Origin of the sequence: Aeromicrobium choanae (assembly GCF_900167475.1) — a bacterium.
Taxonomy (GTDB): domain Bacteria; phylum Actinomycetota; class Actinomycetes; order Propionibacteriales; family Nocardioidaceae; genus Aeromicrobium; species Aeromicrobium choanae.
In genome coordinates this window covers 1,596,151-1,611,466 of record NZ_LT796768.1, presented here as the reverse complement: position 1 = coordinate 1,611,466, position 15,316 = coordinate 1,596,151, and the positions used below count along the sequence as shown (strand labels likewise).

Genomic DNA, 15,316 nt, shown 5'->3' with positions numbered 1-15,316 from the left:
AGCGGGACTCAGTCCCGTCCGCCTCCGCCGCCGGCACCCTCCCCGCCACCGGGCGTGGGCAGGGTCGGGTCGGGCGACGGCGGGGGCGTGGTGGTCGGCGGCGGAGTCGTCGGAGCCGGTGTGGTCGGCGCGGGAGTCGTCGGCTTGGGAGCCGGCGTCGTCGGCCGCTTCGTGGGCTCGGTCTTCTTCTTCTCCGGCTCCTGCTTCTTCGGAGGCGTGTTGGAGATGGCCGTGCCCTTGTCGGCCTTGATGTTCGCCCGCGGCGGGAACGAGCCGCACTCGGAGCCCTCGAGCGCGCTGTTCATGAACGCGCTGAAGGTCTGTGCCGGGTAGGTGCCGCCGAAGAACGGGTTGAGGTAGCCCTCGAGCTCCTCGTTGCCCTTGCCGCGGTTGTACATGACCGCCGTGGCCAGCTTCGGCGTGGCGCCCACGAACCAGGAGGACGAGACGCGCTCGTTGTCGCCGTCACCGTCGGTGGCGGTGGCCGTGCCGGTCTTGCCCGCGGTGGGGCAGAACGTGGCGGCCTGACGGCCCGAGCCGCTGCGCACGACGGTCTGCATCGCGGCCAGCGTGTCGGCCGCGACGTCCTCGTCGATGGCCTGCGTCGTGGCGACGTTGTGCTTGAACACGCGGGCGCCGCTGCGGTCGTTCACGCGCTCGATGACGTACCAGTCGGCGCGCTTGCCCTCGGCCGCGATCGTGGCGTAGGCGTTGGCCATGTCGATCGGCGAGACGGGCGCGTAGCCCAGCGAGACGCCGATGACGGGATCGATCCGTTCGAGCGTGGAGTCGGGGAGGCCGGCCTCGCGGGCCGCCTCGATGATCTTCTCCTCGCCGTCCTTCATCTGGTCGGTGAGGTCGACGAACGCGGTGTTGACCGAGAACTCGGTCGCGCGCTCGAGGTTGATCCGTCCGTAGGAGCGGCCGCCGGAGTCGCCCTGGTTCTGGATCTCGGCGTCGCCGATCCTCAGGGGCGCGTTGCCGTTGAGGCTCGTCTGGAGGCTGTAGCCGTTCTCCAGCGCCGCGATGACCGCGAAGACCTTGAACGTCGAGCCCGGCTGCGTGCCGAGCGTGGCCCAGTTCAGCTGGTTCTTGAGGTAGTCGGGACCGCCGTACATCGAGCGGACCGCGCCCGTGCCGGGCTGCACCGAGACGAGCGCCGTGTTCAGCTCGTCCAGGCCGTCCGGGCGCACCTGCTTGACGGCGTCGATGGCGTCGTCCTGCTTGTCCTTGTCGATCGTGGTGACGACGCGCAGGCCGCCGCCCTCGATCTCGGAGTCGAGGAAGCCCTCGGCGGCCATCTGCTTGCGCACCAGGTCCAGCACGTGGCCCTTCGGACCCTCGAAGCGCTGGTTGGCGCGCTGCTTCTTGAACTTGGGGAACTTGCCCTTGTGGGCGGCGGCCTGCTCGGCTGTGATGGAGCCCTGCTTGACCATGCCGTCGAGCACGTAGTTGTAGCGCGGCAGGACGCGGTCCTTCGCGCCCTCGGCGTAGGGGTCGAAGTACGAGGGGTTGTTGATCACGGTGGCCAGGAACGCGGCCTGGCCGACGTTGAGCTTGGCGGCGGGCTTGCCGAAGTACGTGCGCGACGCGACCTCGACGCCGTAGGAGCCGTTGCCGTAGTAGATCGTGTTGAGGTAGCCCTCGAGGATCTCGGACTTCGTCAGCTGGTTGTGGATCTTGACCGAGAGGATCGCCTCCTTCGCCTTGCGCGTGTAGGAGCGGTCCTGGTTGAGGTAGAGGATCTTGACGTACTGCTGCGTGATCGTGGAGCCGCCGCCGGTGATCTGGCCGCTCGTCGCGTTGTTGCGGGCGGCGCGGACGATGCCGCGGACGTCGATGCCGCGGTTCTCCCAGAACGTGCGGTCCTCGGCGGCCACGACGGCGTCGCGCATGACCTCGGGGATCTCGTCGAACTCCAGGCTCTCGCGGTTCTGCGTGGCGAAGCTGCCGAGCTTGGTCTTGCCGTCGGAGTAGTAGACGTTCGTGGTCTCGGTCTGGAAGTCCGCGTTGGGGTCGGGGATCTTCACGGTCGCGTAGAGGGTCGCGAACAACAGGGCCCCGGCGATGAAGCCGAGGACCGCGAGGAAGAGCATCCACCGCAGCACGCGGACGGGCCACGAACCGTTCCCACCGATCCCTCGGGCGAACCTCGAGAGACGGCCCTGCTTCTTCTTCGTGCGAGTTTTCGCCACGAATCGTTCCTTCCGGACGACGACTACCAACGCAACAGTCTGACGGAACTTCCTGAGAAACCCATGACCGCCGGGGTCGGGGTCTCGATTTTCGCCCGACTCGATGTATCGTACCGATATAGCCGTTCGTGGCATCGAACGGAACTCACGGTGGGGGGAGGCGACGATGGCACGACGTGGAGCAGCACTGGAGCTGGCCGTCCTCGGCCTGCTCGCCGACTCCCCCATGCACGGGTACGAGCTGCGCAAGCACGTCAACGGCCTGCTCGGTTGGACCCGGCTGCTGTCCTACGGCACGCTCTATCCCTGCCTCAAGCAGCTGACCCGTGGCGGTTTCATCGCCGCCGACACCGAGACGTCGCCGCGCGGCAAGCGCCCGCGCATCGTCTACCGGCTCACCGCCGAGGGCAAGGAGTACTTCACCTCCCTGCTCGAGGACGGTGGCCCCTCGGCCTGGGACGACGAGAACTTCGGGGTGCGGTTCGCGCTGTTCGCGCGCACCAGCTCCCCCACCCGGGTGCGCATCCTCGAAGGGCGCCGGTCCCGCCTCGAGGAGCGCCTCGACAACGTCCGCACGGCTGCGGCCCACCGCCGCGAGCGCATGGACGCCTACACCCGCGAGCTCCAGCGCCACGGCCTCGAGTCCGTGGAGCGCGAGATCAACTGGTTGACCGAGTTGATCGACCGTGAACGCGCCGACGCGTTCACGGAGCACGAAGAAACCAGTACGACAGACAAGGAAAAGTGAGGTCTCCATGAGTTCGGAGAACAAGGTCCGCGTGGCCATCGTCGGCGTTGGAAACTGCGCCACGTCCCTGATCCAGGGCGTCGAGTACTACAAGGACGCCGACCCCGAGGGCAACGTCCCCGGGCTCATGCACGTCAAGTTCGGCCAGTACCACGTCAACGACGTGGAGTTCGTGGCCGCGTTCGACGTGGACGCCAAGAAGGTCGGCTTCGACCTTGCCGAGGCCACCCAGGCCAGCGAGAACAACACCATCAAGATCACCGACGTCCCGCCGCTCGGCGTGACGGTCCAGCGTGGTCCGACGCTCGACGGCCTGGGCAAGTACTACCTCGAGACCATCGATCAGTCCGATGCCGAGCCGGTCGACGTCGTGCAGGTCCTCAAGGACACGCAGGCCGACGTGCTCGTCTCCTACCTGCCCGTGGGCTCGGAGGAGGCCGACAAGTTCTACGCGCAGTGCGCCATCGACGCGAAGGTCGCGTTCGTCAACGCCCTGCCCGTGTTCATCGCGTCGGACCCCGAGTGGGCCAAGAAGTTCGAGGACGCCGGCGTCCCGATCATCGGCGACGACATCAAGAGCCAGGTCGGCGCCACGATCACGCACCGCGTCATGGCGAAGCTGTTCGAGGACCGGGGCGTCGCCCTGGACCGCACGTACCAGCTCAACGTCGGCGGCAACATGGACTTCAAGAACATGCTCGAGCGTGATCGCCTGGAGTCCAAGAAGGTCTCCAAGACCCAGGCCGTCACCTCGAACCTGCACGGCTCGCTGGCCGGCAAGGTCGACGACAAGAACGTCCACATCGGTCCGTCGGACTACGTGGCGTGGCTCGACGACCGCAAGTGGGCCTACGTGCGCCTCGAGGGCCGCGCGTTCGGTGACGCGCCCATCAACCTGGAGTACAAGCTCGAGGTCTGGGACTCGCCCAACTCGGCCGGCATCATCATCGACGCCATCCGCGCGGCGAAGATCGCCAAGGACCGCGGCGTCTCGGGCGCCCTGCTGTCGGCGTCGTCGTACCTGATGAAGTCGCCGCCGGAGCAGCGTCCCGACGACGAGGGCCGCGAGCGCCTCGAGGCCTTCATCGCGGGCACCGAGGAGCGCTGAGTCACCGACGCTCCTGATCGGGGAGTTCTGCCGTCACCAGATGACCGCGGAACTCCCCGATCGCCATTTCTGGCGGCAGGTGCAGGCGGTCAGTGCTTGGCGCGGCCGCCGACGAGCCGCTTGACGAGGTTGACGAGGGCCACCACGACGGCGCCGATCGCCAGGCCCAGCAGGGCGGAGGCGGCGGTGTTGGCCACCCACTCGAAGGCGCCGTCGGCGAAGGGCATGACGCCGGCGATCCAGTGCTCGAGGTCGTGCACCCAGCCGTAGATCGTGTGCCAGCCGAGGTCGTCGGTGCCGACGAGGATGATGTGCCCGCCGACCCAGAGCATCGCGGCGATGCCGATGACCGCCAGCGCCGAGAGCACCTTCGGCATCGCCACCACCAGCATCCGGCCCACGCGCTGGGCGAGCTTCGACGGACGACCCGCGAGCCCCAGGCCCACGTCGTCCATGCGCACGATGAGCGCCACCACGCCGTAGACGAGGGCGGTGATGCCCAGGGCCACGATCGCCAGGATCACCGCTCGCGAGACGAGCGACTCGTCGGCCACCTCGTTGAGGGAGATGACCATGATCTCGGTGGAGAGGATGAAGTCGGTGCGGATCGCACCGGAGACGACCTGCTTCTCGGCCTCGGGGCCCTGCGCGCTGCTGGGCTCCTCCTTCTTCTCCTCGTGCGGGTGCAGGACGTGCCAGATCTTCTCGGCGCCCTCGAAGCACAGGTAGGTGCCGCCGAGCATCAGCAGCGGGGTCAGCACCCACGGCAGGAACTCGCTCAGCACCAGCAGTCCGGGCAGGATGAACAGCATCTTGTTGCGCAGCGAGCCCTTGGCGATCCGCCAGATGATGCTCAGCTCGCGCTTCGGGTCGACACCGTGCACGTAGCGCGGGGTGACGGCGGCATCGTCGACGACCACGCCGGCCGCCTTCGCGCTCGCCTTGCCGGCCGCGGCCGCGACGTCGTCGACGGACGCCGCCGCGAGTCGGGCGAGCGCTGCCACGTCGTCGAGCAGGGCGACAAGTCCTCCAGCCATGCGCTCAGGGTACGGCCGTTCGTTGACAGTCACGAGCGGGGACCGGGAGGATGACCGCCATTGTCCGCGATCTCGGGGAGCCTCTCCATGTTCACGCGCCGTCATGGCCTGTCCAGTCGATCCGCCGCGGTGGTGGCTGCCGCCGGGCTCGGCCTCAGCCTGCTCTCCACCACGGCCGCCGGGGCCGCCGCCGAGCCCACGGACCCGATCGACGTCACCAACGCTCCGCGGACCGGCGCGGCAGCCCCGGACGCCGCGAGCAAGGCTGCCCGGTCTCCTGCATCGTCGAGCACCGACCACGCCAACGGGGCCGTCAATCGCTCCGCGCGGATCGCCGACCCGCTCTCGGTGAACGACGGCACCGTGGTGCGCACCGACGTGGTCCAGGACCTTGCCGCGCAACGCCTGAGGGCGACCGTGACACTCCGCCACACCACGGCCGACCCGGTGGTGCTGGTCTACTTCGGGGAGTTCAGCGGATCGACGTGTGTGCGCCGGGCAGCCATCGGCGGGGCTGCCAACAGCGCGGAGACGGCGGGACAGTTCCTCGAGGGCGGCGCCAGCTTCGGCGTGAGCCGATCGCGATCGGGCGCCGTCCTGACCCTGACCTCGCAGGCGAGCTCGACCTTCCGCAGGGCCGCCTACGACTGCGCTTACGTCTACGTCACCGACAACGCGGGGACCACCGTCCGGCAGGCCTTCTACGCAGAGAGTCTGGTCACCCGCTGGACGCCGAAGCTCTCGATCGCCGGTGGCGAGCCGATCAAGGCCGCCCAGAAGGGCAAGTGGGTGCGGGTGCGACTCGAGGTCACGAACAGCGGTCGTGCCGCCGCGGGGAACACGCGCATCTCCGCCAGCGGAAGCGGCCTGAAGATCTCTCCGCGCAGCCGCAGCCTGGGCACGATCAACGCTCGCTCGACGAAGTACGGCGTCACTTTCAAGGTGCGGGTCGCCAAGGGCGCCAAGACGCGCAACGTCCGCTTCACGACCACAGCGAACGGCGCGCGTGCGACCAGGACGTACAAGGTCGGTGTCGCCCCGAAGCCGCGGAAGTACGCGAGCCTCAGCGGCCGCTACTTCTGGGGATTCGCGACCACGTCGCCCTCCGACAGCTCCGGCTGGGACACCCAGGTCGTCTGGTTCCTCAACAAGAAGTGGGCCCACGTCGGCGAGGCGCGGAACGGCGTCGTGCCGAAGTGCCGCAGGACGACCAAGACCTGCAAGAAGTACTCGTACGACCGCAAGCGGGGGATCGCCCGCATCGGCGGCGTGAAGTTCAAGGTCACCACGTACGGCTTCACGTACCGGGCCAACAGGAAGGACGAGAGGCGCTTCTACGAGCCGGCCACCTTCCCCCGCAAGGGCGCGCGCCTCGGCACGAGTCTGACGAACCGCGACTGGAGCGGGAACTGCCTGATCTCGTGCACCTCCACCACGACGAACCTGACGTTCGATCGTGCCGGCCGCTTCGTCCGCAGCAGCGTCTCGATCGGTTCGTGGCCCGGCCTGGGCTCGAACTGGGCCTCGTTCCCGCCCGACCAGCGCGGCACGTACCGGATCATCAGCAAGGGCCGCGTCGAGCTGCGCTTCGCCAATCGCAAGGTCGAGCGGGCGCGGATCGGCCTGCTCCACAACGCGCTGAACCGTCCGTCCGCGACGTCGGGCGTGGTCCTGGGGAAGAAGAACTACTACTTCGACGACTGAGACCGGCGCCGGGCTCGTGGGTGGATCGCCGCCCCGAGAGTGCTGCGTCGGCGCGTCACGACGCTAGGGTTCTGGGCATGGCTCTGGGCTTCGGCATCGACATCGGCGGCACGGGAACGAAGGGAGCCCCGGTCGACCTCGACTCGGGCAGCCTCGTGGGTGAGCGGTTCCGCATCCCCACACCCAAGCCCTCCACCCCCCGCGCCGTGGCCGAGGTCGCGGCTCAGATCGTGGACCACTTCCCCGCCGCGGCCGACGTGCCGCAGATCGGCGTGGCCATCCCCGCGGTCGTGCAGCGCGGCGTGGCCCGTTCGGCGGCGAACATCGACCCCACCTGGATCGACACGGACGTCGACGCCCTGTTCACCGAGGTGCTCGGCCGCCGCGTCCACGTGGTCAACGACGCCGACGCCGCCGGCGTGGCCGAGAACGACCACGGCGCCGCCCGCGAGGAGGACGGCCTGGTCTGCGTCATCACCCTCGGCACCGGGATCGGCTCCGCCCTCATCAACGCCGGCACCCTGGTGCCCAACACCGAGTTCGGCCACCTCGAGGTGGCGGGGCACCCCAACGCCGAGAAGTGGTGCGCCACGAGCGCCCGCGAGCGCGAGGACCTCACGTGGGAGGACTGGGCCGACCGCCTGCAGGTGTACTTCAGTCACCTCGAGCGGATCCTGTCGCCCGACCTCTTCGTCGTGGGTGGCGGCGTCAGCAAGAACAGCGAGAAGTTCCTGCCCCTGCTGAACCTGCGCACCCCGATCGTGCCGGCGGAGCACCGCAACAACGCCGGGATCATCGGCGCCGCCGCGCTCGGCGCCCGCGGCTGAGGCTCAGACCTCAGCGAGCAAGGCGCGCACGGCGCGCTCCATCACCTGACGGCAATGGGCGGCGGGGTAGCCGTGGTCGTCGAACATCAGTGACCATGCGTTCCAGCTGGTGGCGACCGTGATCGCGTCCACCAGCTGCGTGGCGTCCTCGGCCTTCGCGAGCTCGGTGGCGAACGCGTTCTCGACATCGGAGCGCACCCGCCCGATGTGACCGCGGCGGCTCGCCTGGAGCGCCGGGGAGACCGGCTCGCCCAGCACGGCGGCGCGCGCGGCGGGGGCGATGTTGACGAGGCGCCGCTCGCGCTCGGCGCAGAACCGGCTGATCCGCTCGTCCAGCGGCGCGGTCGGGTCGATCACGGTGCGCAGCTGGTCGTCGATGTGGAACCAGTAGTCGACCGTGGCGCCGAGCAGGTTCTCCATGTCGCGGAAGTTCGACCACAGCGTGCGGCGCGACACGCCCGCTCGCTCGGAGATGAGTGCTGCGGTCGGCTTGAGGACGCCCTCGCGCAGGAGGTCGGCGTGCGCCTGGACGATCAGGGCCCGCGTGCGCTCGCTGCGCTGCATCCGACCGTCGGTCTGCCGGTATTCCATTGATCCCACCGCTCCATCGTCGCGGAGAGGATGCCCCGCCTAACTTTCGACACACCGAGTGTAGATATATAGTGACTTGACTCACAACGTATGTGAGGATTGCGTCACCTTCAGTTCGAGGGGGCTGCCAACAATTCAGAGGGAGTGAAGGTTTGCTGACGGTCAAGAACCTGGAAGTCGTCTACAACGACGTCATCCTGGTCCTGCGCGGCGTGAGCCTGTCGGTTCCGGAAGGCCAGATCGTGGCCCTCCTGGGAGCCAACGGCGCCGGCAAGACGACACTGCTGCGCGCCCTCTCGGGCCTGCTCGACATCCACGACGGCGAGATCACCAAGGGTGAGGTCCGGCTGCGCGACACCCCGATCCACACGGCCGACGCGCCGAAGATCGTGGCCGCGGGCCTGGGTCAGGTGCTCGAGGGACGCCGCGTGTTCAGCGAGTTCACCGTGGAGGAGAACCTGCGCGTCGGCGGTCACACGCGCCGCGGCAACCTCTCCGAGGGCATCGAGGAGGTCTACGAGCTCTTCCCCGTGCTGAAGGAGCGCCGCAAGAAGACCGCGGGCTACCTCTCCGGCGGCGAGCAGCAGATGCTCGCGATGGGTCGCGCGCTGGTCGCCCAGCCCGAGATCCTGCTGCTCGACGAGCCGAGCCTGGGCCTCGCCCCGCGCATCGTCGCGCAGATCAAGGACATCGTGGTCCAGATCAACGAGCGCGGCACCACCGTGCTGCTGGTCGAGCAGAACGCCACGATGGCGCTCTCGATCGCGCAGCACGGCTACGTCATGGAGCACGGGAAGATCGTGATGGACAAGCCGGCCGCCGAGCTCCTCGACGACGAGGACATCCGCGACTTCTACCTCGGTCGAGGCGACATGGCCACCAGCTACCGCGACGTGAAGCACTACAAGCGCAGAAAGCGCTGGCTCTCGTGAGCCCCGTGTCCCCCCACCACTCTGCTCTTTCCACACCGTCCCGTCCCGGAGGGTCCCTTGTCTGAACCTGTCGTGAGTGTCCGAGGCGTCGAGTTGTCGTTCAGTGGGGTCAAGGCCCTGCAGGGTGTCGACTTCGACGTGTTCGACAACGAGCTCTTCGCGGTGATCGGCCCGAACGGCGCCGGCAAGACCTCGATCTTCAACGTCCTGTCCGGCGTCTACCGCCCGCAGCAGGGCACGGTCGACTTCGCCGGCACCGACATCCGCGGGATGCGCCCGCACAAGATCGCGAACCTCGGCATGGCTCGCACGTTCCAGAACATCGAGCTGTTCGAGAACCTCGACGTCGTCGACAACCTCATGCTCGGCCGCCATGCGCACGTCGGCTACGGCTGGCCGTCCGCGGTCGCCTGGCTCGGCAAGGCCAAGCACGCCGAGGTCCGCAACCGGCGCCGCGTCGAGGAGATCATCGACTTCCTCGAGATCGAGGGCTACCGCCAGCTGCCCGTCGGGATGCTGCCCTACGGCATCCAGAAGCGCATCGAGCTCGGTCGCGCCCTCGCGATGGAGCCGAAGCTGCTGCTGCTCGACGAGCCGGTCGCCGGCATGAACGGCGAGGAGACCGAGGACATGGCCCGGTTCATCCTCGACATCCGCAACGAGCTGCACATCCCGATGATCCTCGTCGAGCACGACATGGGACTCGTGATGGACCTGGCCGACCGGGTCATGGCGATGGACTTCGGCAAGCCGGTGGCCACGGGCACGCCGCACGAGGTCCAGTCGCATCCCGACGTCATCCGCGCCTACCTCGGCCCGGTGGACGACGCCACGCTGGCCGAGGTGCAGGGGGAGCTCGCATGAACACCATCGCCACGAACACCCTCGCGCGCCGCATCCGCACCCGCGCCGAGGAGACGCCCGACCGCATCGCGATGCGGGAGAAGAACTACGGCCTCTGGGAAGAGGTCACCTGGGCCGACTACTGGGATCGCTCCGCGCTCGTGGGCCACGCCCTGCTCGCGCTCGGCGTCGAGGTCGGCGACCGCGTCGCCGTGCACAGCGAGAACCGGTGCGAGTGGCTGTGGTCCGACGTCGGCATCACCGCCGTGCGCGCCGGCACCGTGGGCCTCTACCCGACCAACCCCGCGCCCGAGGTGCTGCACGTCCTGCGCGACTCCGGTGCCTGCGTCCTCATCGCGGAGGACCAGGAGCAGATCGACAAGTACCTCGAGATCGCGAACGAGCTGCCCGACCTGCGCACCGTGGTCTACATCGACCCGCGCGGCATCCAGGGTCGCTACGACGACCCGCGCCTCATGTCGTGGGACGACTTCCTCGCTCTCGGCGAGCAGCACCGCACCGACCACCCCGCTGCCGTCACCGAGCGACTCGAGGCCGCCCAGACCGACGACCTCGCGACGCTCGTCTACACGTCCGGCACCACCGGGCCGCCGAAGGGCGCGATGCTGTCGATCTCGAACATCGAGTTCGTCATCGAGACGCTCCAGAGCGGCGGCGCGTTCGTCGACCCGCCGGCCAGCGACCGCGACCTCGTCGTCTCCTACCTGCCGCTGTGCCACGTGGCCGAGCGCGTGTTCACCACGTGGTTCAACGCCGCCGTCGGCTCGCAGGTGAACTTCGCCGAGTCGATCGAGACCGTCCAGCAGGCCCTGCGCGAGGTGCAGCCCACGCTGCTGTTCGGCGTGCCCCGCATCTGGGAGAAGATCGCCGCCGGCGTGCACATCCGGATGAGCGGTGCCTCCTGGCTCAAGCGCAAGAACTTCGACTTCTGGATGAAGCGGGCGGCCTGGATCGGTCGCACGCTCGTGGAGAACCAGGGCAACCACACCGCGGCCACCAAGGCGGTCTACGCGATCGGCTGGGTGTGCCTCTACCGCCCCCTGCGCGAGCGCCTCGGCCTGGCCAAGGTCCGCTACGCCGCCTCGGGCGCCGCCCCGATCGCCCCGGAGGTGCTGGAGTTCTTCATGGGCATCGGCATCCCGATGCACGAGGTCTACGGCATGACCGAGAACTCCGCGATCGCCACGGCGAACATGGCGGGCCGCGTGAAGGTCGGCACCGTGGGCGAGCCCCAGGTGGGCGCCGAGATCCGCATCGACGACGAGACCGGCGAGATCCTCACCCGTCACGCCGGCACGTTCGCGGGCTACTGGAACAACCCCGAGGCGACCGCGAAGACGGTCGACGCCGACGGCTGGCTGCACACCGGCGACGTCGGCGAGTGGGTCGACGGCACGCACATCAAGATCACCGATCGGATCAAGGACATCATCATCACGGCAGGCGGCAAGAACATCAGCCCCAGCGAGATCGAGAACAGCCTCAAGTCGTCCCCGTACATCAAGGAGGCGATCGTCATCGGCGACCGTCGCAAGTACCTGACGGCGCTGATCGGGATCGAGCTCGACACGGTGGGCAACTGGGCCCAGGAGCGCAAGCTCGGCTTCACCACCTACCGCGATCTCTCCGAGAAGTCCGAGGTGATCGAGCTCGTCCAGTCGATCGTCGACGAGACCAACCGCAAGTTCGCCAGCGTGGAGACGATCAAGCGCTTCGCGATGCTGCCGAAGGAGCTCGATCACGAGGAGGGCGAGCTGACCGCCACCCAGAAGATCAAGCGCTCGGCCATCAACGAGCGGTTCGCCGAGGCCATCGAGGGCCTCTACTCCGACTCCGACCGCGCTGCTGCCCACGAGGTGAAGGCATGACGACGTTCTTCCAGTCCTTGCTGAGCGGTCTTGCGCAGGGTTCGATCTATGCCCTGCTGGCCCTGGGCTACGTGATGATCTACAAGGCCACGCACGTGATCAGCTTCGCCCAGCCGGCGCTGATGGTCTGTGGCGGACTCTTCGCCTACCACGCCACGAGCGAGTGGGGCCTGGGCTTCTGGCCCGCCCTGATCGTGGCGATCATCCTCGGCGCCCTGCTGGGCATGCTGGTCGAGCGTCTCGCGCTGCGGCCCATGGTCGGCAAGCCGGTGTTCACGCTGGCGATCATCACGATCGGTGTCGACATCGTGCTGCGCATCTTCGCGAACCGGTACATGGGTCCCGACCCGCGCTCGGTGCCCTACCCCGGCGGCAGTGAGCGCTACGAGTTCTGGGGGCTGTCGATCTCCCACCAGCGCGTCGGCCTGATGGCGGTCACCGCGGTCACGGTCATCGCCCTGGCCCTGTTCTTCCGCTACGCCAAGACCGGCCTGGCGATGCGTGCCACGGCCCTCAGCCAGGAGACCGCGCTCGCGCAGGGCATCCGCGTCGGTGCGATCTTCGCGCTGGCCTGGGCCATCGCGGGAGGACTGGCGGCCATCGCCGGCACCTTCGTCGCCGCGACGGGAGCCGGACTCGAGCAGAACACCTGGATCATCGCGCTGAAGGCACTGCCGGCCATCATCATCGGCGGCCTCGACAGCATCCCGGGCGCCGTCATCGGCGGCCTCGCCGTGGGCGTGGTCGAGTCGCTCACCGCGGTGTACCAGCCCGACGTCGCACCGTGGCTGGGCAACAACTTCGCGCTAGTCGCGCCCTACGCCTTGATGTTCGTGGTGTTGCTGGTCAAACCCTATGGACTCTTCGGCACGAAGGAGGTGGAGCGGGTATGAGCACCGTGCTGCGCTCAGCGCCCTCGAAGCAGGCCCGGAAGTCCACCGGCCTGCGTGGCCGCCCGCTGCTGCGGACGAGCTACGACCAGGACCTCACCCTGGCCAACACCCCGGCCAAGCGCCGCGGTGTCATCGGGATCGTCATCGCGTCATTCCTGGTGCCGTTCCTGCTCACCGACGACCTCCTGCAGGTGCTCACGCTCGGCATGATCTCCGCCGTCGGCGCGATCGGCCTGAACCTGGTCACCGGCTACGCCGGCCAGGTCTCGCTGGGCCACGCCTTCTTCATCGGCGTCGGCGCCTACACCGGAGCGGTGCTGGGCGGGGACCCCGACGGTGCCGTGCTCGGCTACGGCCTGCCGATGTGGATCTGGCTGCCGGCCGGCGGCATCGTCGCCGCGCTCGCCGGACTGCTGGTCGGGCCGCTCGCGGTGCGACTCCGAGGCCTCTACCTCGCGATCGTCACGCTCGGCCTGGTGTTCCTGGGTGACCACATCTTCCGTGAGGCCCGGAACATCACCGGCGGGCCCGGCGTCGGCCGCCGCGGTGCCGAGCTGGAGCTGTTCGGCATCGACTTCTCCTCGATGGAGCCCATCGCCGGAGTCTCCCGCGGGCAGGCCCAGTTCTTCCTCGCGCTCGTGTTCCTCATCATCTTCGCGATCCTCGGCCGCAACATCGCCCGCTCGGGCGTGGGCCGTGCGTTCGGTGCCGTGCGCGACCGCGACGTGGCCGCTGCCGTGATCGGCGTCGACCTGACGAAGTACAAGATGATGGCGTTCGCGATGTCGTCGTTCTTCGCCGGCGTCACCGGAGCGCTCTACTACGCCGTGATCGGCGTCTTCGAGCCCGGCGCGTTCAGCCTGCTGCTGTCGATCCAGTACCTCGCCATGGTGCTGATCGGCGGCGTCGCCACCATCAGCGGATCGATCATGGGCGCGCTGTTCATCGCCCTGCTGCCGCGGATCAGCCAGTTCATCGCGCACTACGTGCCGGGTGAGCTGCTGACCGTGTTCCAGCTCGAGGCGATCCTCTACGGCCTGTTGATCATGGGCTTCCTGATCTTCGAGCCGCGCGGACTCTTCGGGATATGGACCCGGATCCGCAACTACTGGAAGGGCTGGCCCTTCTCCTACTAGACCCCGGCCGCGAGGCCGTGGCGGTGCAACCGCACCGTCGAACCACCCAGGAGGAAAAAGATGAAGCAACACCGACAGTGGGCCCGCGTGGTCGCCGGTGCGGCGGTGGCGGCCCTCGTGCTGGCAGGCTGCCGTGGCGGAGGCGACGAGGACAGCGCCTCAGGTCCCGGAATCACCGAGGAGGCATGTCCGGAGGCCGTGAACGAGGACAACGGGTGCATCTACCTGGGTGCGATCTCCGACCTCACGAAGGGCCCGTTCGCTCCGTTGGCCGTGCCGATCACCGAGGCCCAGAAGGCCTTCTGGAACAAGGTCAACCAGGACGGCGGCGTGGGCGGCTACGACGTCAACATCGACAAGTACGTCGCTGACGCCGAGTACAACCCCGAGATCCACAACAAGAAGTACCAGGAGATGCGCAACGACATCCTGGCGCTGGGTCAGACGCTGGGCTCCTCGCAGACCCTGGCGATCCTGGAGGACATGAAGTCCGACAACGTCGTCGGCGTGCCGGCCTCGTGGAACTCCGCGTGGGACTTCGAGGACCAGATCCTCCAGTCGGGCGCGAACTACTGCTTCGAGGCCATGAACGGCGTCGACTGGGCCGTGGAGAACCGTGGCGTCAAGGGCAAGGTGCTCGCGATCCACTACCCGAACGACTACGGCGGAGACGCCGCGGCGGGCGTCGAGGCGGCGGCCGAGGCCAACAACCTCGACTTCAAGGCCATCGAGACCGCGACCGGCCAGGACAACCAGGCCGGTGCCGTCGCGGCGGTGCTGAAGGAGAAGCCCGACCTGATCTACGTCACCACCGGACCGGCCGAGATGGCCACGATCCTCGGTGGCGCGGCAGCGCAGGGGTGGAAGGGCACCGTCGTGGGGTCCAGCCCCACGTGGAACCCGGCCCTGCTGCAGACCGAGGCGGCTCCGGCGCTCGAGGCGATGTACTTCCAGGCAGCTCCGTGGGGCCCGTGGGGCACCGAGTCGGACGGTCACGCTGCCATGCGTGACGCACTGGCCGACGTGGACTCGCCGAGCGACGGCTACACCTCCGGTTGGGTGTGGGAGTACCCGCTGCTCGCCGCGCTCAAGGCTGCTGCCGACATGGACGGTGGCATCACCCGCGAGAACGTGGTGAAGGCCTCGACCGAGCTGGACAGCGTCGACTACGAGGGCATGCTGCCCGACGAGGCGTTCAACCAGACCGGTGAGCCGAACGACGTGGCCTGGCGCCAGAGCGTCATCGGTGGGGTCGACAAGGAGGCGCCGACCGGCGTCTCGATCGTCCAGGAGATGTCGGCCGGCCCGACGGCCGAGGGCTACGACTACACCGAGCCCTGCTTCGCCCTCCAGGGCTGACGCACGGCACGTGAGGGGGCCGGCCCGGTGGGCCGGCCCCTTTCGCGTGCCCGT

The 15,316-nt window shown here is 68.4% G+C and carries 13 protein-coding genes; 10 read left to right on the top strand and 3 right to left on the bottom strand.

The annotated features are described in order from the left end of the window. Nucleotides 1-8: 8 nt before the first annotated feature. Entirely contained in the window at nucleotides 9-2,195 is a 2,187-nt protein-coding gene (locus B5D60_RS07900) for a transglycosylase domain-containing protein (protein ID WP_172806295.1), read from the bottom strand. 166 nt (nucleotides 2,196-2,361) lie between these two features. Between B5D60_RS07900 and B5D60_RS07895 the strand changes: the two genes are divergently transcribed. Further along, nucleotides 2,362-2,943, top strand: coding sequence for a PadR family transcriptional regulator (locus B5D60_RS07895; protein ID WP_078699644.1), 582 nt, complete (start codon nucleotides 2,362-2,364; stop codon nucleotides 2,941-2,943). 7 nt (nucleotides 2,944-2,950) lie between these two features. Continuing rightward, entirely contained in the window at nucleotides 2,951-4,051 is a 1,101-nt protein-coding gene (locus tag B5D60_RS07890) for an inositol-3-phosphate synthase (RefSeq protein ID WP_078699643.1), read from the top strand. A gap of 89 nt (nucleotides 4,052-4,140) precedes the next feature. Here the strand turns inward: B5D60_RS07890 and B5D60_RS07885 are convergent, their stop codons facing one another. Continuing rightward, nucleotides 4,141-5,088: a DUF808 domain-containing protein gene (locus B5D60_RS07885; protein ID WP_078699642.1), complete on the bottom strand. Its 948-nt coding sequence runs from the start codon at nucleotides 5,086-5,088 to the stop codon at nucleotides 4,141-4,143. Between the two features lie 87 nt (nucleotides 5,089-5,175). Between B5D60_RS07885 and B5D60_RS07880 the strand changes: the two genes are divergently transcribed. Further along, the gene (locus B5D60_RS07880) at nucleotides 5,176-6,792 is read left to right on the top strand and encodes a hypothetical protein (protein WP_153302916.1); all 1,617 of its coding nucleotides are present in this window, start codon (nucleotides 5,176-5,178) and stop codon (nucleotides 6,790-6,792) included. Nucleotides 6,793-6,869: 77 nt separating this feature from the next. Further along, complete coding sequence (gene ppgK, locus B5D60_RS07875; RefSeq protein ID WP_078699640.1) at nucleotides 6,870-7,619, top strand: polyphosphate--glucose phosphotransferase; 750 nt, start codon at nucleotides 6,870-6,872, stop codon at nucleotides 7,617-7,619. 3 nt (nucleotides 7,620-7,622) lie between these two features. On the opposite strand, the gene B5D60_RS07870 is transcribed toward ppgK, so the two are convergent. Further along, entirely contained in the window at nucleotides 7,623-8,219 is a 597-nt protein-coding gene (locus B5D60_RS07870; protein ID WP_153302915.1) for a TetR/AcrR family transcriptional regulator, read from the bottom strand. Between the two features lie 143 nt (nucleotides 8,220-8,362). On the opposite strand from B5D60_RS07870, the gene B5D60_RS07865 reads away from it, so the two are divergent. From B5D60_RS07865 to B5D60_RS07840, 6 genes are all read left to right on the top strand, one after another. Next, nucleotides 8,363-9,142: an ABC transporter ATP-binding protein gene (locus tag B5D60_RS07865; RefSeq protein ID WP_078699638.1), complete on the top strand. Its 780-nt coding sequence runs from the start codon at nucleotides 8,363-8,365 to the stop codon at nucleotides 9,140-9,142. A gap of 72 nt (nucleotides 9,143-9,214) precedes the next feature. Continuing rightward, nucleotides 9,215-10,006: an ABC transporter ATP-binding protein gene (locus B5D60_RS07860; RefSeq protein WP_231949000.1), complete on the top strand. Its 792-nt coding sequence runs from the start codon at nucleotides 9,215-9,217 to the stop codon at nucleotides 10,004-10,006. Beyond that, on the top strand, nucleotides 10,003-11,874 hold the full coding sequence (locus B5D60_RS07855) for an AMP-dependent synthetase/ligase (protein ID WP_078699636.1): 1,872 nt from the start codon (nucleotides 10,003-10,005) through the stop codon (nucleotides 11,872-11,874). Before B5D60_RS07860 ends, B5D60_RS07855 begins: the two co-directional genes overlap by 4 nt. Next, the gene (locus B5D60_RS07850; RefSeq protein ID WP_078699635.1) at nucleotides 11,871-12,767 is read left to right on the top strand and encodes a branched-chain amino acid ABC transporter permease; all 897 of its coding nucleotides are present in this window, start codon (nucleotides 11,871-11,873) and stop codon (nucleotides 12,765-12,767) included. The genes B5D60_RS07855 and B5D60_RS07850 overlap by 4 nt, the downstream gene beginning before the upstream one ends. Beyond that, entirely contained in the window at nucleotides 12,764-13,903 is a 1,140-nt protein-coding gene (locus B5D60_RS07845; RefSeq protein ID WP_078699634.1) for a branched-chain amino acid ABC transporter permease, read from the top strand. The genes B5D60_RS07850 and B5D60_RS07845 overlap by 4 nt, the downstream gene beginning before the upstream one ends. 60 nt (nucleotides 13,904-13,963) lie before the next feature. Beyond that, nucleotides 13,964-15,262 carry an ABC transporter substrate-binding protein gene (locus B5D60_RS07840; protein WP_078699633.1) on the top strand — a complete coding sequence of 433 codons (1,299 nt, stop codon included), beginning with the start codon at nucleotides 13,964-13,966 and terminating at the stop codon, nucleotides 15,260-15,262. Nucleotides 15,263-15,316: the final 54 nt, after the last annotated feature.

What these genes read in the sequence shown, in the direction of transcription:
- B5D60_RS07840 (WP_078699633.1), top strand. Translation starts at nt 13,964, where the DNA reads ATGAAGCAACACCGACAGTGGGCCCGCGTGGTCGCCGGTGCGGCGGTG.
- B5D60_RS07855 (WP_078699636.1), top strand. Translation starts at nt 10,003, where the DNA reads ATGAACACCATCGCCACGAACACCCTCGCGCGCCGCATCCGCACCCGC.
- B5D60_RS07885 (WP_078699642.1), bottom strand. Translation starts at nt 5,088, where the DNA reads ATGGCTGGAGGACTTGTCGCCCTGCTCGACGACGTGGCAGCGCTCGCC.
- ppgK (WP_078699640.1), top strand. Translation starts at nt 6,870, where the DNA reads ATGGCTCTGGGCTTCGGCATCGACATCGGCGGCACGGGAACGAAGGGA.
- B5D60_RS07880 (WP_153302916.1), top strand. Translation starts at nt 5,176, where the DNA reads ATGTTCACGCGCCGTCATGGCCTGTCCAGTCGATCCGCCGCGGTGGTG.
- B5D60_RS07850 (WP_078699635.1), top strand. Translation starts at nt 11,871, where the DNA reads ATGACGACGTTCTTCCAGTCCTTGCTGAGCGGTCTTGCGCAGGGTTCG.
- B5D60_RS07895 (WP_078699644.1), top strand. Translation starts at nt 2,362, where the DNA reads ATGGCACGACGTGGAGCAGCACTGGAGCTGGCCGTCCTCGGCCTGCTC.
- B5D60_RS07845 (WP_078699634.1), top strand. Translation starts at nt 12,764, where the DNA reads ATGAGCACCGTGCTGCGCTCAGCGCCCTCGAAGCAGGCCCGGAAGTCC.
- B5D60_RS07890 (WP_078699643.1), top strand. Translation starts at nt 2,951, where the DNA reads ATGAGTTCGGAGAACAAGGTCCGCGTGGCCATCGTCGGCGTTGGAAAC.